Source organism: Micromonospora sp. ALFpr18c (assembly GCF_008868155.1).
Taxonomy (GTDB): Bacteria; Actinomycetota; Actinomycetes; order Mycobacteriales; family Micromonosporaceae; genus Micromonospora.
This window is the reverse complement of the sequence record NZ_WBKR01000028.1, coordinates 1-17,041: the sequence shown is the minus strand read 5'-3', so window position 1 is coordinate 17,041 and position 17,041 is coordinate 1. Positions and strand designations below refer to the sequence as shown.

General features: G+C 72.6%; 22 protein-coding genes and 1 riboswitch. Of the genes, 13 read left to right on the top strand and 9 right to left on the bottom strand.

Annotated features, from left to right (window positions below; all coding sequences use genetic code 11):
• Positions 1–70: 70 nt before the first annotated feature.
• Together F8271_RS08325 and F8271_RS08320 are read right to left on the bottom strand one after the other, a co-directional pair.
• A complete protein-coding gene (locus tag F8271_RS08325) occupies positions 71–550 on the bottom strand; it encodes a hypothetical protein (protein WP_151489110.1) in 480 nt (159 codons plus the stop codon).
• A 24-nt stretch (positions 551–574) separates the two neighbouring features.
• The gene (locus F8271_RS08320) at positions 575–916 is read right to left on the bottom strand and encodes an antibiotic biosynthesis monooxygenase (RefSeq protein ID WP_151489109.1); all 342 of its coding nucleotides are present in this window, start codon (positions 914–916) and stop codon (positions 575–577) included.
• Positions 917–945: 29 nt separating this feature from the next.
• On the opposite strand from F8271_RS08320, the gene F8271_RS08315 reads away from it, so the two are divergent.
• The 8 genes from F8271_RS08315 to F8271_RS32250 all read left to right on the top strand — a co-directional run bounded on the left by F8271_RS08315 (position 946) and on the right by F8271_RS32250 (position 5,633).
• Entirely contained in the window at positions 946–1,203 is a 258-nt protein-coding gene (locus tag F8271_RS08315) for a hypothetical protein (RefSeq protein WP_151489108.1), read from the top strand.
• Positions 1,204–1,257: 54 nt separating this feature from the next.
• Positions 1,258–2,202 (top strand): metal ABC transporter substrate-binding protein, encoded by a 945-nt coding sequence (locus F8271_RS08310; protein ID WP_151489107.1) that lies wholly within the window; start codon positions 1,258–1,260, stop codon positions 2,200–2,202.
• Positions 2,199–2,960 (top strand): metal ABC transporter ATP-binding protein, encoded by a 762-nt coding sequence (locus F8271_RS08305; protein ID WP_151489106.1) that lies wholly within the window; start codon positions 2,199–2,201, stop codon positions 2,958–2,960. The genes F8271_RS08310 and F8271_RS08305 overlap by 4 nt, the downstream gene beginning before the upstream one ends.
• Positions 2,961–2,962: 2 nt before the next feature.
• Positions 2,963–3,835 carry a metal ABC transporter permease gene (locus F8271_RS08300; protein WP_151489105.1) on the top strand — a complete coding sequence of 291 codons (873 nt, stop codon included), beginning with the start codon at positions 2,963–2,965 and terminating at the stop codon, positions 3,833–3,835.
• Between the two features lie 37 nt (positions 3,836–3,872).
• Positions 3,873–4,172, top strand: a complete 300-nt coding sequence (locus F8271_RS08295) for a metalloregulator ArsR/SmtB family transcription factor (RefSeq protein WP_151489104.1) — start codon at positions 3,873–3,875, stop codon at positions 4,170–4,172.
• The gene (locus F8271_RS08290) at positions 4,169–4,567 is read left to right on the top strand and encodes a Fur family transcriptional regulator (protein ID WP_151489103.1); all 399 of its coding nucleotides are present in this window, start codon (positions 4,169–4,171) and stop codon (positions 4,565–4,567) included. The genes F8271_RS08295 and F8271_RS08290 overlap by 4 nt, the downstream gene beginning before the upstream one ends.
• Before the next feature lie 158 nt (positions 4,568–4,725).
• Positions 4,726–5,334 carry a hypothetical protein gene (locus F8271_RS08285; protein ID WP_151489102.1) on the top strand — a complete coding sequence of 203 codons (609 nt, stop codon included), beginning with the start codon at positions 4,726–4,728 and terminating at the stop codon, positions 5,332–5,334.
• A 131-nt stretch (positions 5,335–5,465) separates the two neighbouring features.
• On the top strand, positions 5,466–5,633 hold the full coding sequence (locus tag F8271_RS32250; protein ID WP_192580195.1) for a hypothetical protein: 168 nt from the start codon (positions 5,466–5,468) through the stop codon (positions 5,631–5,633).
• Between the two features lie 69 nt (positions 5,634–5,702).
• On the opposite strand, the gene F8271_RS08280 is transcribed toward F8271_RS32250, so the two are convergent.
• The 4 genes from F8271_RS08280 to F8271_RS08265 all read right to left on the bottom strand — a co-directional run bounded on the left by F8271_RS08280 (position 5,703) and on the right by F8271_RS08265 (position 10,106).
• Positions 5,703–7,697 (bottom strand): acyl-CoA dehydrogenase family protein, encoded by a 1,995-nt coding sequence (locus tag F8271_RS08280; RefSeq protein WP_151489101.1) that lies wholly within the window; start codon positions 7,695–7,697, stop codon positions 5,703–5,705.
• Between the two features lie 103 nt (positions 7,698–7,800).
• Positions 7,801–8,304 (bottom strand): DUF6328 family protein, encoded by a 504-nt coding sequence (locus F8271_RS08275; RefSeq protein ID WP_151489100.1) that lies wholly within the window; start codon positions 8,302–8,304, stop codon positions 7,801–7,803.
• Positions 8,305–8,425: 121 nt separating this feature from the next.
• Positions 8,426–9,175 carry a sugar isomerase domain-containing protein gene (locus tag F8271_RS08270; RefSeq protein ID WP_151489099.1) on the bottom strand — a complete coding sequence of 250 codons (750 nt, stop codon included), beginning with the start codon at positions 9,173–9,175 and terminating at the stop codon, positions 8,426–8,428.
• A gap of 100 nt (positions 9,176–9,275) precedes the next feature.
• On the bottom strand, positions 9,276–10,106 hold the full coding sequence (locus F8271_RS08265; protein ID WP_151489098.1) for an alpha/beta fold hydrolase: 831 nt from the start codon (positions 10,104–10,106) through the stop codon (positions 9,276–9,278).
• Positions 10,107–10,213: 107 nt separating this feature from the next.
• Positions 10,214–10,318, top strand: a riboswitch (TPP riboswitch).
• Positions 10,319–10,392: 74 nt separating this feature from the next.
• On the opposite strand from F8271_RS08265, the gene F8271_RS08260 reads away from it, so the two are divergent.
• The 3 genes from F8271_RS08260 (at position 10,393) to F8271_RS08250 (ending at position 13,322) form a co-directional block, all read left to right on the top strand.
• Positions 10,393–10,980: an ECF transporter S component gene (locus F8271_RS08260; protein ID WP_151489097.1), complete on the top strand. Its 588-nt coding sequence runs from the start codon at positions 10,393–10,395 to the stop codon at positions 10,978–10,980.
• A gap of 114 nt (positions 10,981–11,094) precedes the next feature.
• Positions 11,095–12,525, top strand: a complete 1,431-nt coding sequence (locus F8271_RS08255; RefSeq protein ID WP_151489131.1) for an ABC transporter ATP-binding protein — start codon at positions 11,095–11,097, stop codon at positions 12,523–12,525.
• Entirely contained in the window at positions 12,522–13,322 is an 801-nt protein-coding gene (locus F8271_RS08250; protein WP_151489096.1) for an energy-coupling factor transporter transmembrane protein EcfT, read from the top strand. The genes F8271_RS08255 and F8271_RS08250 overlap by 4 nt, the downstream gene beginning before the upstream one ends.
• A 21-nt stretch (positions 13,323–13,343) precedes the next feature.
• Here the strand turns inward: F8271_RS08250 and F8271_RS08245 are convergent, their stop codons facing one another.
• The gene (locus F8271_RS08245) at positions 13,344–13,727 is read right to left on the bottom strand and encodes a hypothetical protein (protein WP_151489095.1); all 384 of its coding nucleotides are present in this window, start codon (positions 13,725–13,727) and stop codon (positions 13,344–13,346) included.
• A 292-nt stretch (positions 13,728–14,019) separates the two neighbouring features.
• Between F8271_RS08245 and F8271_RS08240 the strand changes: the two genes are divergently transcribed.
• Both F8271_RS08240 and gndA read left to right on the top strand, forming a co-directional pair.
• A complete protein-coding gene (locus F8271_RS08240) occupies positions 14,020–14,316 on the top strand; it encodes an MTH1187 family thiamine-binding protein (RefSeq protein WP_151489094.1) in 297 nt (98 codons plus the stop codon).
• A gap of 125 nt (positions 14,317–14,441) precedes the next feature.
• Entirely contained in the window at positions 14,442–15,884 is a 1,443-nt protein-coding gene (gene gndA / locus F8271_RS08235) for an NADP-dependent phosphogluconate dehydrogenase (protein WP_151489093.1), read from the top strand.
• Between the two features lie 171 nt (positions 15,885–16,055).
• Here the strand turns inward: gndA and F8271_RS08230 are convergent, their stop codons facing one another.
• Together F8271_RS08230 and F8271_RS08225 are read right to left on the bottom strand one after the other, a co-directional pair.
• Complete coding sequence (locus F8271_RS08230) at positions 16,056–16,817, bottom strand: pirin-like bicupin family protein (protein ID WP_151489092.1); 762 nt, start codon at positions 16,815–16,817, stop codon at positions 16,056–16,058.
• Positions 16,814–17,041: hypothetical protein (locus F8271_RS08225; protein ID WP_225854261.1), on the bottom strand; the 228-nt coding region annotated here is incomplete at its 5' end. The genes F8271_RS08225 and F8271_RS08230, both read right to left, overlap by 4 nt.

Genomic DNA, 17,041 nt, shown 5'->3' with positions numbered 1-17,041 from the left:
ATGGAACGGTCGGTTCGGGACAACGGTACGACCACCGTCACCCCAAGCCCAGCAGAATACCGGGGGCGGGTCAGCTCACCCCGCAGACCTCCATACCTCCGGTCTGGCCGTCCTGGCCCAGATCGACCTGCTGCTGCTCCCGGTCGCCGCCGTCGAGTGTCACGTCGACCGGGACGGTCAGGTTGGTGGTGTCCACCTCACCCACCCGGAAGGCTGCCACCTGGGGCTCGGCGGCGGCCCGTCGTTCGAACTCGGCGCGCGACTCGCGCCGCTGCGCGTCGTCGCAGAGCTGGTCGTACGCCCGCCCGTAGTCCTTCTCGACCAGCGCCTGGTAGTAGTCGCCGGTCACGGTGCGGCCCTGCTCCCGGACGGCCTGCACCCCACTGACGGCCAGGCCGACGACGGCCGTGCCGCCACCGCCACAGCAGAGGAGTACGGCGAGCGCGCCGACGCCGAGGCCGATCCAGAGCCGGGTCCGTCGGCCCTCGGTGGGCGGCGCGGCGAACGGCGGAGCCACACCGGGACCGGGCGGCGGGGCGGGTGCGGTCATAGGAGCAGCGTAGTGTCCGGCGGCTCAGCGGTAAGGACCCGCAGCCCGATCACTCTCGGCGACGACCACGGCCCCGCCGGGCGCGGCGGTGGCCAGCGCCTCGTACGCGGACGGTTCGTCGACCGACTGCGCGAGCAACGGAACGGCGCTGACCTTGACCTCGAAGGCGCCCAGTGCCCGCCGGTACGTGCCGACCGACTCCCACTCGGTGACCAGGGACCAGTACCGGGGGTCGTCGAGCGCCCGGACCAGTTGGCCACGCAGGTAGCCGGGGCAGGCGGCCAGCGCGGTGAGGGCGGCGTGCGCCCGTTCGGTGAAGTCGTCGGCGACATCGACGTCGACCACGAACCGGTTGGTCACCAGCACCGGGGGTTCCTCCTCGTAGAGTCTGTGGCATGCAGCGTACGCAGCGCCCTCTGCTGGCCCGTCTGGCCGGGGCGAACCCGACGTCGGTGTTCCTGCTCACCCTGGTGGTGGTGCTGGTGGCGTTCTTCACGCCCGGCGTGATCGGCGGGCTGCTGACGCTCGCTCTCGCGGCGGTGCTGATCGCCCTGTTGGCGACGACCTGGCCGGTTCAGGCGCCGCAGACCCGGATGATCCGGCTGCTGATGCTGACCCTCCTGGTGGCGGTGGGCCTCGCGAAGCTGCTCTGACATGCAATCATGCTTTTTTGACAATCATTATCGTTGCCACGGACAGTTGACGACATGACCAACCGCACCACGTCCCGCGTCCTGGCCGCCGCGACCGCCCTGCTCGCCCTGGGCGCCGGGGCCGGCTGCTCCACCGGCGGTCCCGCCGGCGCCGACCCGCAACGGGTCGACGTGGTGGCCGCGTTCTACCCGCTGCAGTTCCTCGCCGAACGGATCGGCGGCGACGCGGTACGGGTGACCAACCTCGCCAAGCCCGGCGCCGAGCCGCACGACCTGGAACTCACCCCGAGCCAGGTCGGCCAGGTCACCGAGGCCGAGCTGATCGTCTACCTCAAGGGCTTCCAGCCGGCGGTGGACGACGCCGTCGCGCAGAACGGCGGCGACCGGACGTTCGACGTGACGAGCGTGCAACCGCTGCTGGACGCGACCGCCGGCGGCCACAACCACGAGGGTGAGCACGCCGAGGCGGAGAACGCCGGGGGCAAGGACCCGCACGTCTGGCTCGACCCGACCCGGCTGGCCGCCATCGGTGACCAGCTCGCCCAGCGGCTCGGCAAGGCCGACCCGGGCCACGCCGGCGACTACACCTCGCGCGCCACGGCGCTACGCGCCGACCTGACGGCCCTGGACGGCGAGTTCACCCAGGGCCTGGCGACCTGCCAGCGGCGGGAGATCGTCACCAGCCACGCCGCGTTCGGTTACCTCGCCGACCGGTACCGGCTCGACCAGGTCGGCATCACCGGCCTGAGCCCGGACGTCGAGCCCTCCCCGCAGCGGCTCGCACAGGTCATCGAGGAGGCGAAGGAGCACAAGACCAGCACGATCTTCTTCGAGACGCTGGTCAGCCCGAAGGTCGCCGAGACCATCGCCGGTCAGGTGGGCGCGAAGACCGCGGTGCTGGACCCGATCGAAGGGCTCGCAGCGGGCAGCAACGGGGACTACGTTTCGGTGATGCGTACGAACCTGCAGGCACTGCGGACGGCCTTGAGCTGCTCGTGACCACACCTGTCATCGCCGTGCGGCACGCGACGGTCGGCTACGACGGCCGTCCCGTGCTCCGGGATATCTCGCTCACCGTGTCCGCCGGCGAGGTGGTCGCGCTGCTCGGCGCCAACGGCTCCGGCAAGTCCACGCTGATCCGCGCCGTGCTGGGGCTGGTGCCGCTCAGCGCCGGCTCGGTCACCCTCTTCGACCGCCCGTTGCGCCGGTTCCGGCAGTGGGAGCGGATCGGGTACGTCCCGCAACGCCTGGGCGCCGGCGGCGGCGTACCGGCCACCGTCCGCGAGGTGGTGGCCTCCGGCCGGTTGGCCCGCCGAGGGGTGCTCCGCCCGCCGGGCCGAGCCGACCGGGCCGCCGTCGACGCCGCGCTGCGCGCCGTCGGGCTCGCCGACCGGGCCGCCGACCCGGTCGCCACCCTCTCCGGCGGCCAGCAGCAGCGCACCCTGATCGCCCGCGCGCTGGCCGGTCAGCCGGAACTGCTCGTCCTCGACGAACCCACCGCCGGGGTGGACGCGGCCAGCCAGGAGGCGTTCGCGAGCGCGCTGCGCGACTTCGTCGCCGGCGGCGGGACGGTGCTCCTGGTGGCACACGAACTGGGTCCGCTGCGGCCGGTGATCACCCGTTGTGTCGTCGTACACCAGGGTGGTGTCTGCCACGACGGCGCGGTGCCGGACCCGGCCGGCCATCACGCGGAGCCCGACCACGACCACGTGCATCCGCACGGTCCCGACGAGCCCGCCGGGCTGTGGAGCAACTGAGCATGGAACTCTTCCAGTACCCGTACATGCAGCGGGCCCTGATCGCCGCGTTGGTGATCGGCCTGGCCGCGCCGGCGCTCGGCATCTACCTGGTGCAGCGTCGCCTCGCGCTGATCGGCGACGGGATCGGGCACGTGGCGTTGACCGGTGTCGGCGCCGGGCTGCTGCTCAACCGCTCCCCGGTGCTGGTGGCGGTGATCGTGGCCACCGCCGGCGCGATCGCCATCGAGGTGGTCCGTGCCCGTGGGCGTACCTCCGGCGACCTGGCCCTGGCGCTGCTCTTCTACGGCGGCATCGCCGGCGGCGTAATGCTGGTCGGCCTCTCCGACGCGACCAGCGCCACCCTGAACGCCTACCTGTTCGGGTCACTGATCACCATCTTCCCGGGCGACCTGATCACCATCGCGGTGCTCGGCACGGCGATCCTGGTCGCCATGATCGCGTTGCGTCCGGCGCTCTTCGCGATCAGCCACGACGAGGAGTACGCGCGGGTCTCCGGACTGCCGGTGCGCACGCTCAACCTGCTGATCGCGGTCACCACCGCGATCACCGTCACCATCGCGATGCGCGCCGTCGGTGTGCTGCTGATCAGCGCGCTGATGGTGGTGCCGGTGGCCACCGCCCAGCAGGTCACCCGGGGCTTCCGCAGCACGATGACCGCCGCGATGGCGCTCGGGTTGTTCGCCGCCGGCACTGGCGTGTGGGTGGCGGCCACCGCGGACACCGCCCCGGGCGCCTCGGTGGTGCTGCTGGCGATCGCCTCCTTCCTGGTGGTGGCGGTGGCGGCCGGGGTCTGGCGGCGGCTGCGTCGCCGGGCGACGCCGGCCGCCGCGCCGACGGCGGAGCCGCACGAGGTGGTGCTGGGCTCATCCTGATCAGCGAAAGGCCGGCGGTATTGGTTACCGTTGCACGATGACCAGCACCACGGGGTACGACGGGTTCGACGGGGCCAGCGAGCTGCTCCGCGCCCTGTCGGCGCCCATCCGGCTGGCCATCGTGAGCGAGCTGGCCGACGGTGAGCGGTGTGTGCACGAGTTGGTGGAGAAGCTGGGTGCCGCGCAACCGCTGGTCTCCCAGCACCTGCGGGTGCTGCGCGGGGCGGGCGTCGTCCGGGGCTCCCGCAGAGGTCGGGAGATCGCGTACACCCTTGTCGACGAGCACGTCGCGCACATCGTGGCGGACGCGGTCAGCCACGCCGGGGAGGGATCATGAGCGAGGGCAGCGCCGCGGTGCGCAACACCCGACAGCGCTCGGCGGTGAGCGCGTTGCTGGGCGAGATGGAGGGCTTCCACAGCGCTCAGGACCTGCACGCGATGCTGCGCCAGCGCGGTGAGCGGGTCGGCCTGACCACCGTCTACCGCACCCTGCAGGGGTTGGCGGACGCGGGCGAGATCGACGTCATGCGCCCGCCGGGCGGCGAGCACCTCTACCGCCGGTGCAGCGAGGGCCACCACCACCACCTCGTCTGCCGGGCCTGTGGCCGCACCGTCGAGGTGGCCGGCCCGGCGGTGGAGAGCTGGGCCGACCGGGTCGCCGCCCAACACGGGTACGCCGATGTCAGCCACACGATGGAGATCTTCGGCACCTGCCCGGCCTGCGTCCGCTGACACCTGGCCGCCGAGCGGCACCGTCATGATCACTTTGTCGTCAGCAGTTCTTCGAGCCCGCTGGCAACTACTGGCGACAAAGTGATCATGGTTTGTGTCGTCCCGAGCGCTGATTCGACGGGTGTCGGGCCGAAGGCGTTCGTGGCACGCTGTCCGGCGTGAAAATCTATGCCGATCGGTTTCCGACCGCCGCCCGCCAGTTGCTCACCGACCTGCTCGTCGTCGCCTGGGTGTACGTGGCGATCCGCGGCGCGCTCTGGCTGCACGACCTGGTGGAGAAGCTCGCCGTGCCGGGGCAGAAGTTGGAGGGCGCCGGCAGCGGACTCGCCGACAACCTGGGCGACGCCGGCAGCAAGGTCCGCCGGGTGCCGCTAGTCGGCGACGAGTTGACCGCGCCCTTCCAGCGGGCCGCCGACGCCGCCCGGGGGCTCGCCGACGCCGGCCGCGACCAGCAACACTTCGTCGACCAGCTCGCCCTCGCCCTCACCATCGCGGTGTTGATCTTCCCGCTCGGTCTGGTGCTGTTCGGGTGGCTGCCCCTGCGGGTGCGCTGGATGCGCCGGGCCGGATCGGCCGCGAAGCTCGCCGCCGGGCCGGCCGGGCGGGATCTGCTCGCCCTGCGCGCGCTGGCCACCCAGCCGCTGGGCCGGCTGACCCGGATCGCGCCCGACGTCGCCGAGGCGTGGCGGCGCCGCGACGACGAGACCGTCGACGCCCTGGCCGCACTTGAACTGCGCCAGCTGGGCCTGCGCGGCAGAGGCCGCTGAGGCCGGCCATACCGCCGGACGTACGTCGGCGGCGCTCTTCGGAAGGGCCCGGACGGCCGCCCCGGCGGCGATCCACGCCATCCCCGCCTGCCGCAGCCGACCTGCGGCGATGGTGCCGTTAAGGTCTTCGGGTGTTCTACTTCCTGGTCGTCATCGCCGTCCTGCTGCTCGTGTACGCCGCCGTCCTGGTCTCCTTCGTCCGCCGGGGCAGGAAGATTCCGCCCGCGGCGTACCTGGGTCTGGCGGTGCTCAACGGCCTGATCCTGGCGGCGGTGCTGGCCTGGGCGGTCGCCCGCTGACCGCTGACCGCTCTCGGCTCTGCGCGGCAGCGGGCAGCTAGCAGCGGGCAGCGCGATAAGCAGCGCGCGTTACGGCTTCGGCGGGATGCGACGGCGGACGTCCTCGGCGGTGGACGGGCCGGGCGACCAGCGGGCCACCCAGGGCAGCTCGTCGGACGGGGTGATGACGCCGTCCTCCAGGCCGGCGTAGCGGCCGGCGAGGATCCGCTTCGCGGCGGCGGTGTCGACCGAGTCGGTGTTGTCCCACAGGGCGTTGAACAGCGCGTCCACCCGTACCCGCGCCTGCCGGCAGAACAGGTCGGCCAGCTCGACGTTCTCCGGACGGCTGTCCCGCTCGGCGGACGCCCGGACGCAGACCGCGGACATCGCGAACAGCTCCGCGCCGATGTCCACGACACGGCCGAGGAACGCCTGCTTGCGCTCCATCTTTCCCTGCCAGCGGGACATCGCGTAGAACGTCGACCGGGCCAGCTTGCGCGACGACCGTTCCACCTGGCGCAGGTGGGCGGCCAGTGGCCCGAACTCGGCGTACGCCGACGGGCTCTGGCCTCGGCCGACGGCCAGGGTGGGCAGCCACTTCGCGTAGAAGGCACCGGCGCGGGCCTTGCGGCCGAGCCCCGCGTCCGGGTCGATGATGTCGCCGGCCACCGACAGGTGGGCGTCGACGGCCTCCCGGGCGATCAGCAGGTGCATGATCTCGGTGGAGCCCTCGAAGATCCGGTTGATCCGCAGGTCACGCAGCATCTGCTCGACGGCGGCCGGGCGTTCGCCGCGGGCGGCCAGCGAGTCGGCCGTCTCGTACCCGCGCCCGCCCCGGATCTGGATCAGCTCGTCGGCGATCTTCCAGGCCATCTCGCTGGCGTACAGCTTGACCAGCGCCGCCTCGATGCGGATGTCGTTGCGGTCGTCGTCGGCGAGCAGGCAGCACAGGTCGAGCATGGTCTCCATGCCGTACGTGGTGGCGGCGATGAAGGAGAGCTTCTGCGCGACCGCCTCGTGCTCGCCCACCGGCCGACCCCACTGGACCCGGTCGGCGGCCCACTCGCGGGCCACGTTCAACGCCCACTTGCCGGCGCCCACGCACATCGCCGGCAGCGACAGCCGGCCGGTGTTCAACGTGGTCAGCGCGATCTTGAGGCCCTTGCCCTCGCCGCCGATGACGTTCTCGGCGGGCACGAACACGTCGTGGAACCGGGTGAGGCTGTTTTCCAGGCCGCGCAGGCCGACGAACTCGTTGCGCCGTTCCACGGTGATGCCGGCGCTGTCGCCGTCCACCACGAACGCGGTGATTCCGCCGCGCCGGCCCTCGCCGGCCGGCACCCGGGCCATCACCACCAGCAGGGTGGCGACGATGCCGTTGGTGGCCCAGAGTTTCACCCCGTTGAGCCGGTAGCCGGTGCCGTCCTCGGTCGGCTCGGCGATGGTGGCCAGCCGGGCCGGGTCGGAGCCGACGTCCGGCTCGGTGAGCAGGAACGCGGACACCTCGCCGGCGGCGAGCCGGGGCAGGAACCGCTGCTTCTGCTCGGCGGTGCCGAACATCTTCAACGGCTGCGGCACGCCGATCGACTGGTGTGCGGAGAGCAGCGCGCCGATGGCCGGGCTGACCGAGCCGGCCAGCATGAGTGCCCGGCAGTAGTGCAGGTTGCTCAGCCCCAGACCGCCGTACCTACGGTCGATCTTCATGCCGAACGCGCCGAGGTCGGCCAGGCCGTGGAACACGGTGTCCGGGATGGACGCGTCCCGCTCGATGGCGGCACCGTCCACCTCGGAGGTGAGAAAGGCGCGGAACCGAGCGAGGAACTCCTCGGCGCGTGCCACGTCGTCCGGGTCGGAGCGGGGCCACGGGTCGATGAGGTCGAGCCGGAACCGGCCGAGGAACAGCTCCTTGCCGAAGCTGGGCCGGTCCCAGGTGGACTCGCGGGCGGCCTCCGCGACCTGCCGGGCCTCCTTCTCCGAGACCTGCCCGGCCTCGGCCGGAAGTGGCGCGGCGGCACCGGCGGTGCCGGGCGTGGTTTCGGCGTCAGGGCCGTCCGGTGCCGGTCGGCCGTCCTGCGTCGTGGTCACGGCTGCCCCCTCGAACTCGGTGCGGCTGCGTCGACGTGCGCGACTACCGCCACGCTACCCCCGGTTGTTACCCAGGGGTAGCGCTGCGTGAAGATCGGCCCGATCAGCGACCGCTGAGAGTGTCCGGGTCGTCGTCCTCGTCGTCGATGTCGTCCTCACCCCAGCTGCGGCGGGCGAACGGCAGCATCACCCAGAACGTGAGGAACCAGAGCCCGGTCAGGGCACTGAGCACGAAGGCGATCGGCCGGTCCAGCACGAAGTCGGTGATCAGCAGGACGGCGCTGACCATCGCGATCAGCATGAAGGCCAGGCCGCCGGTGGCCATCCGGTGGGCGAAGCGGACCAACTCCGGCTTACGCCCCTGACGGAACAGCGCCCGGTGGAACGCGACCGGCGAGATGATCATCGCGGTGGCGGCGGCCGCGGCGAGCAGCGCCACGATGTAGACGTCGCGCTGGAACTCGGTGGTCTGGGTGAAGCCGTTGCTGAACGGCAGCGTGAGCAGGAATGCGAAGAGGATCTGCACGCCGGTCTGGGCGACCCGCAACTCCTGCAACAGGTCGGCGAAGTTGCGCTGCCAGCGCTGCTTCTCGGTCTCCTTCGACACGCGCTACCTCCGGTGAGACGCTACTGCCGGCGGTCCCGGCCGCCGGCAGCAACGCCAATGCCCCACCCGGCCGAGCGTGAAACAGGTTCACGACACCTGCCGTTCATCTCGGCGACGTGTGTCAGGACCCGCGCCGGATCCGACCCGCGTACCGGGCCTCCAACTCCGCGTTGTGCGCGTCACCGTCGGGGATGTTCGCCGACAGGTAGACCGGGGGCCGCTCCCCCGCCGCCAGCAACCGGGCCACCACCTCCACGGTGACCTGCTGGGCCAGCAGCGCCGCCGTGATCGAGGAGACCGCGCCGACCGCGCCGCCGCCGGGCAACGGCAGGGTCGCGTCGCCGTACGGCGCACCGTTGTCGAGCACCACGTCGGCGAGGTCGGCCAGCTTGCGACCGGACGGGTGCCGGGAGGTCATCCGGCCGGAGTGCAGCGCGGAGGTGATCGCCACCAGCCCGTGCCCGCGTTCCTTCACCAGCGCGGCGAACTCCACCATCGCGCCGTTGACCCCCGAGTTCGAGGCCAGCACGAACACGTCGGTGGGCCGTACCGGGGCCAGTTCGTAGAGCCGGTGGGCCACCTCCGGGTCGCGCTCCAGCAGCGGGCCGAGCCGCTCGGCCGGTTCGCCGCCGAGCAGCACCAGGTCACGCAGCGCGATCCGGTTGGTCGGCACCAGGCCACCCGCCCGCCCGGCGATCTCCATGGCGAGGGCCTCCGAGTGGCCGGTACCGAACGCGTGCACCACCCCGTCGGCACGGACCGCGTCGGCGATCAGGTCGGCGGCCCGCCCCACCGCCTCGCGCTGACTGGCGGCCACCCGCCCGATCGTCTCGGTCACCACGGCCAGGTAGTCCTCGGCACTCACCGTCATGCGTCCTCCGTCGTCCGATTGCGGGCCAGCCAGTGCACGCGAGGTCGACCGCCGCCCGCCGGCGCATCGACCCGCCACATCCCGATGTCGACCGCCCGGCTCAGGCCGTTGCGGTGGCCCGGGCCAGGATCGCCTCGGCGAGCGGCCCGGGCGCGGTGTCCGGGATCCAGTGACTCACCCCGGGCAACGCCACGAAGCGGTAGTCGCCGGTGACGTTGGCGGCGCACGCCTCGGCGGCGGTGCGGCCGATCGCGACGTCCCGGTCGCTCCACACGTACGTGGTGGGCACCTCGACCGGGCCGACGCCGGCCAGGTCGGATCGGGACATCGCCCGGTACCAGTTCAGGGCGGCGGTGAGCGCGCCCGGCTCACGCATCGGGTCCGCGTAGCGGGCTACCCGGGACGCGTCACCCACGCTGCCGAGCATCTTGCGCAGGGCCGCGGCGTGGAAGGCCAGCAGCACCCTCTCGGCCGTGCCCGGCTTGCGGAACAACGCCATGTACGACGAGCGCGCCTTCTGCTCGGTGTCGGTGGCGAGGGCGTGCGCCATGGCCGCGGGATGCGGCACCGACACCGCCGTGAGCGTGCGGACCCGCTCGGGGTGCGCGGCCGCCACCGCCCAGGCCACCACCGCGCCCCAGTCATGGCCGACCAGGTGGACGGCGTCCAGGCCGAGCGCGTCGAGCACCGCCACCACGTCGGCGACCAGTTCCGGGATCCGGTACGCGTCCACCGCCGCCGGTCGGGCGTCGGGCGAGTAGCCGCGCTGATCCAGCGCGTACGTGCGCAGCCCGGCCGCGTGCAGCGCGGGGACGACGTCGTCCCATTCGCCGCTGTGCTGGGGGAAGCCGTGCAGCAACAGGACGGCCTCGCCGTCCGGCGGCCCACCGGCGCGTACCTCGAACATGAGACCTCGTGCGTCGACCCGCATGATCGTCAGCCTACCCAGCCGGCTTCCGCCGGGCCGGACGCCGAGGTGGGGCGGACGCCCTGCTGGGCTGGCACCCCTGGTCGGTGCTAGCGTCAGCGAGACAACTTCACATCCGACAGGGGAGCGCACAGCGCTGAGAGTGCGGGCACGCCCGCAGACCCTCGAACCTGATCTGGGTAATGCCAGCGCAGGGAGTTCGGTCGACCTCCAGCCGCGCCGTCGTCCGGTGCCACCGGGCGCGGCGTGCGTCTTCTCCTGGTTCTTTTCCTTGAACTGGGAGCACAGCATGGACAACACCACCAACCGTTGGCGCACCATCGACATCGTGGTCGCCTCGGTGATCGCGGTGGCCTTCGGCGTCATCTTCTGGGCCTGGGGCCTGGTCTGGAGCGCCACCGAGGGGGCGTTCGCCTTCTTCCCACCGGCGCAGACCCTGCTCTACGGCGTGTGGCTGATGCCGGCCGTCATCGGCGGCCTGGTCATCCGCAAGCCCGGCGCCGCCCTCTACTGCGAGACGGTGGCGGCGGTGCTCTCCGCGCTGCTGGGCAGCCAGTGGGCCGGCACGGTGATCCCGCAGGGCATCGTGCAGGGCCTCGGCGCCGAACTGGCGTTCGCCGCCTTCCGGTACCGGTCGTTCCGGCTGCCGACCGCCGTGTTGGCCGGCGCGTTGACGGGTCTCAGCGCCGCGCTGTTCGACTTCTTCATCTGGAACGTCGACTACGCGCTGGTCGACTACCGCATCCCGTACGCGCTGCTGACCGTCGTCAGCGCCACCGTGATCGCCGGCGTAGGCGGCTGGCTGCTCACAAAGGCCCTGGCCAACACGGGCGTCCTGGACCGCTTCCCGGTGGCCCGGGACCGAGCCCCCATCTGACCCCACCCACTCGCGTCGATCATGAGGTTGACGGGTGGATGGATCGTCAGAACCACCGTCAACCTCATGATCAGCCGTGCAGGGTGGAGCCCGGGTCGGAAGGGGGTGGGTGTGGTGGGCGGGGTACTGCTGCGCGGGTTCGGGTGGCGGCACGCCGGGCGGCGGGCGTGGGCTCTGCGCGGGGTTGACCTGCGGGTTGAGGACGGCGAGCGGGTTCTCCTGCTCGGTCCCTCGGGGGCCGGAAAGAGCACCCTGCTCAGCGCGCTCGCCGGGCTGCTGCCGGAGGACTCCGGCGAGCAGGAGGGCACCGTCGAGATCGACGGGCTCGACCCGCGCAAGGGCCGGGAACGGGTCGGCATCGTCTTCCAGGACCCGGAGACGCAACTGGTGATGGCCCGCAGCGGCGACGACGTCGCGTTCGGGCTGGAGAACCGGGGCGTACCGACCGGCGAGATCTGGCCCCGCGTCGACGAGGCGCTGCGCCGGGTCGGCTTCCCGTACCCCCGGGACCGCAACACGGCGGCGCTCTCCGGCGGGGAACAGCAACGTCTCGCCCTGGCCGGCGCGCTGGCCCTGCGGCCCGGCCTGCTGCTGCTCGACGAGCCGACCGCCAACCTCGACCCGGCCGGCGCGGACCTGGTCCGGCAGGCGGTGGCCGGCGCCCTGGACGCCGACACCACGCTGATCCTGGTCGAGCACCGGGTCGCCGAGGCGCTGCCGCTGGTCGACCGGGTGGTCGTCCTGGAACCCGGCGGCGGGGTCCGCGCCGACGGGCCACCCGAGGCGGTCTTCGCCGCGCACGGTGCCGCCCTCGCCGCCCAGGGCGTGTGGGTGCCCGGTCACCCCATCACGCCCCGGCCGGCCACCGCCGCCGCCGGGGACCTGCTGATCACCGCCGAACGGCTCGGCCTGCCGCCCCGGCTGGGCCCCACCGACCTCGCGGTACGCGCCGGCGAGGCACTCGCCGTACGAGGTCCCAACGGCGCCGGCAAGTCCACCCTGGCCCTACTGCTCGGCGGGCTGCTGCGACCGGGCACCGGCCGGGTCACCGCCTCCGCCGAGCTGGCCGGGCCGGATCACCGCACTCCCCCGCACCGCTGGCGTGCGCCCGCGCTGGCCCGGCGCATCGGGTCGGTCTTTCAGGACCCGGAGCACCAGTTCGTCACCGGCACCGTCTTCGACGAACTGGCCCTCGGCCCGCGCCGCACCGGCCAGACCGAGGCAGCCGTCAAGGACACCGTGGCCGCGCTGCTGGAGCGGCTACGACTGGCACGGCTCGCGGCAGCCAACCCGTACACCCTCTCGGGTGGGGAAGCGCGGCGGCTGAGCGTGGCGACCGCCCTGGCCACCGCGCCCCGCCTGCTGATCTGCGACGAACCCACCTTCGGCCAGGACCGGCGGACCTGGCGGGAACTGGTCGACCTGTTCGCCGACCTCCGCGACGCCGGGCACGGCATCGTCGCGGTCACCCACGACGCGGACTTCGTCGCCGCGCTCGCCGACCGCACCGTCACCCTCCAGCGGGCCCCGGCCGGCAGCCGATGATCAGTATCGAGCCGGTCGCCGCGCCCGGCGCGCCCCTGGCCCGCCGCAACCCGGTGGCGAAGGTCGCCGCCGCGCTGGCCTTCTCGTTCATCCTGCTGGCCACTCTGGACCCGGTCGCCCCGGCGATCGCCATCGCACTCGAACTCGCGCTGCTGCCGCTGTTCGGCATCCGCTACCGGGTGCTGGCCCGGCGCGCCCTGCCGCTACTGCTCAGCGCCGCCGGCATCCTCGTCACCCTGGTGCTGTTCGCCGCCGACCGCTCCGGCCGGGTACTGCTGGACGCGGGGCCGGTGCTGGTGAGCACCGGTGTGCTGCTCACCGCACTCGGTCTGGTGCTGCGCGTGTTCGCGGTGGCCCTGCCCGGCGTGATCGTCTTCGCCACCACGGACCCCACCGACCTGGCCGACGCGCTGATCCAGAACGCGAAGGCACCCGCGCGGTTCGCCATCGGGGCGCTGGCCGCGTTCCGGCTGGTGCCGCTGCTCGGCCAGGAGTGGCAGATGATCAGCATGGCCCGGCGGGCGCGGGGCGTCGACGCCGGACGCAACCCGGTGGCGAAACTGCGGCTGTTCACCTCCACCGCGTTCGCGCTGCTGGTCGGGGCGATCCGTCGGGGCACCCGGCTCGCGGTGGCGATGGACGCGCGCGGCTTCGACGCCGGCACACCCCGCACCGTGGCCCGCCGGCAGTCCTTCACCCGCGCCGACGCCCTCCTGATCGCCGGCTCGGTCCTGCTCGCCGGAGCAGCCCTGACAACAAGCGTCCTCCTGGGCACCTTCCGCCCCCTGCTCAGCTGATCCCCCCGCCCCGCGGGGTGGTCAGCTGCGGCGGAAGGCGTAGCGGCGGGGCTGGCCGGCTCGCTGGCTCTTGCCGCCTGCCGAGCGGGCTCCGCCGGTCTGCGGCGGGCCGGCCTTCGGTGCCACCGCTTTCGCGGCCGGCGAGGGGTCGACCGGCGAAACGTCCGGCACCGCGGGTGCTTCCAGCACCGCGGGCACGTCCAGCGCAGGCGGTGCGTCGAGCACCGCGGGCACGTCGACCACGACCGGCACGTCGGGCGTCGGCGTCCCGGCCGCTCCCACCTCGACCGGCAGCGCCGACTCCACGGGCAGGGTGGGGAGCGGGCCGTGGCCGGCCGCCGGGTCGATGCCGAGCGGTGTCGCTTGCGGGGTACGGGACTTCTTCGGATTACGCCTGGCGGGCATCCGGGCCTCCTTCGGTGCCGACCGGCACGGCCGGTCCCGCGCTCCGGCGGCCGGTCGGATCGGCTGGCGACCGCCGCAAACGCGACGGTCGAATGGGGAAGGGACTGCTCACCGGGGTCGGGCAGCGCCAGCCGTGTCACGGCGGCGGGGAGATGCGGGACGCCCGGGAGCGCACGGACCGCGACGCCGGGGCGGCGGACCGGCTCGGAAGATGGGGCGTCAGTTACGCATGCCCGAAACCCTAACCACCGCCCGGCCGGACGCGCACCCGAATTACTGGCACGATCGGCACATGCTGATCGCGTTCTCGATCACCCCGCTCGGTGGCGGTGACTCCGTGGGCGACCTGGTCGCCGAGGCGGTGCGGGTGGTCCGTGAGTCCGGCCTGCCCAACCGGACCGATGCCATGTTCACCACCGTCGAGGGCGAGTGGGACGAGGTGATGGCGGTGGTGAAGCGGGCGGTCGACGTGGTGGCCGCGCAGGCACCCCGGGTCAGCGTGGTGCTCAAGGCCGACGTCCGGCCCGGGGTCACCGATGCGCTCGCCGGAAAGGTCGCCCGGATCGAAGCCCGCCTCGCCGAGGGCTGACCCCCGGGGGCCACCGTCGGCAGCACCGAAACTACCAGGAGTAACGGGACGTCGATCACTGGTCCGTATCGGCGCGCGTCACGATAGGTTCAAGTCAATAGTGGCGACGAAGGGTGGCGGCACGGATGGCTGAGCAGGCGACGGCGCAGATCGGTGTGACCGGGCTGGCGGTGATGGGCCGCAATCTGGCCCGCAACCTGGCCCGCAACGGCTTCACGGTGGCGGTGCACAACCGATCACCGGAGCGCACCCGCAGCCTCGTCGCCGAGCACGGCGACGAGGGCACGTTCGTGCCCGGCGAGACGATGGCCGATTTCGTGGCGTCACTGGAACGGCCCCGCGCGGTCATCGTGATGGTCAAGGCCGGCGCGCCCACCGACGCGGTGATCGACGAACTGGTGCCGCTGCTGGAGGAGGGCGACATCATCGTCGACTGCGGCAACGCCCACTTCGCCGACACGCGCCGCCGTGAGGAGGCGCTGCGCGCGCAGGGCCTGCACTTCAGCGGCACCGGCGTCTCCGGTGGCGAGGAGGGCGCGCTGCTCGGGCCGAGCATCATGCCGGGCGGCTCCGCCGAGTCGTACGCCAAGCTCGGGCCGATGTTCGAGAAGATCGCCGCCCACGTGGACGGCGTCCCGTGCTGCACGCACATCGGGCCGGACGGTGCCGGGCACTTCGTGAAGATGGTGCACAACGGCATCGAGTACGCCGACATGCAGCTCATCGCCGAGGCGTACGACCTGTTGCGGGCCGGTCTGGACGCGACGCCGGCGGAGATCGCGGAGATCTTCCGCGACTGGAACAACGGCGAGCTGGAGTCGTTCCTCATCGAGATCACCGCCGACGTGCTCGCGCACACGGACGCGGCGACCGGCCGCGCGTTCGTCGACATCGTGCAGGACCGGGCCGAGCAGAAGGGCACCGGACGGTGGACCGTGCAGAGCGCCCTCGACCTGGGCATCCCGATCACCGGGATCGCCGAGGCGACCTTCGCCCGCTCGCTGTCCGGGCACGTCGACCAGCGCGAGGCGGCACGCCGGGCGTTCCCGGACGCCGGTGAGAAGTGGCAGGTCGCCGACCGGGACGCGTTCGTCGAGGACGTCCGCCGGGCGCTGCTCGCTTCCAAGATCGTCGCGTACGCGCAGGGCTTCGACCACATTCGCGCCGGCAGCCAGGAGTACGACTGGGACATCGACCTCGGCGGCACGGCGACGATCTGGCGGGGCGGCTGCATCATCCGGGCGCGCTTCCTGAACCGGATCCGCGAGGCGTACGACGAGCAGCCGGACCTGCCGACGCTGCTGGTGGCACCGTACTTCGCCGAGGCGGTCGGCGCCGGCGTGCCGAGCTGGCGGCGGGTCGTGGCCGACGCGGCGCGGGCCGGGGTGCCGACGCCCGCCTTCTCGTCGTCGCTGGCGTACTTCGACGCGCTGCGCGCGGAGCGGCTGCCCGCCGCGCTGATCCAGGGTCTGCGGGACAACTTCGGCGCGCACACCTACCAGCGGGTCGACCGCGCGGGTTCGTTCCACACCACCTGGGCCGGCGACCGCACCGAGTCCCCCGCGTAGGCGCAACGGCGCGCGGGCGCTCCACGCCCGCGCGCCTCGCGGCCCGCGCGCCCGCGCGGGTGCCCGCAAGATCGTGCTCGATCCAGGATGTAGTGGCCTCCGTATCCGGGGAGGCCACTACATCCATGTTCGAGCGTGATCACGGGAGACGCAGGTGCGAGCTGTCACCGGTCACGCGACGGTGGCGTGCATCTCCCAGACGAGGATCTCGGCCGGTTCGTCGGCGGTGACCCGTCGTCCGCCCGTCATGGTGAGCCGGGCGGCGTCGCCGGTGGCGAGTGGGCCGCTGTCCTCCAGGGTGACCGTGCCGTCGGGCACGTACAGGTGCACGAAGGGCGCGTCCGGGATGGTGACCTCGTCGCCGGGGACGAGCCGGGCGGCGTGCAGGGTCGCGTAGCGGTTGCGGATCCGGATCGCCGACGCGCCGTCGTAGCGGTCCATTCCGGAGGCGATCGGCACCAGGCCGCCGCGGAGCAGCTCGTCCTCGATCTCCAGTTGCTCGTAACCGGGGTCGACGCCCTGCTCGTCGGGGAGCACCCACATCTGCACGAAGTGCACGGGGTCGCTGTGCGGCTCCTGGTTGTTGAGCCGCCAGGCGTCGTTCTTCTCGGAGTGCAGGATGCCGGTGCCGGCGCTCATCCGCTGCGCCAGACCCGGGTAGATCACCCCGGAGTGGCCGGTCGAGTCCTGGTGCACCAGCGAGCCCCGCAGCACCCAGGTAACGATCTCCATGTCCTGGTGCGGGTGGGTCTCGAAGCCGGCGCCCGGTCGGACCACGTCGTCGTTGTTGACCAGCAGCAGGCCGTGGTGGGTGTTCGCCGGGTCGTAGTGCCGGGAGAACGAGAACGAGTGCTTGGAGTCGAGCCAGGAGATCCGGGTGGCGAACCGGTCGTCGGCACGGCGTACGTCGACCGCCGGGGCGGGGGCGGTCACCAGGCACGCTGCCCGGCGTCGGGGGTGGACGGCGCCCAGGTCAGGGCCGGCTCGCCGGTGGCCAGTTCGGCGATCTCGCCGGTACGCAGCGCAGGCGTGTGGCCGAACTCGGCGCAGTGCTGCTCGGCGATCTCGGCGCAGATCTCGGCCACCTGCTCGCAGATCGGGTCGCCCAGATCCGCCGCGTTCAACGCCATGATCATCTTGTACCGGAGATCCCGCAC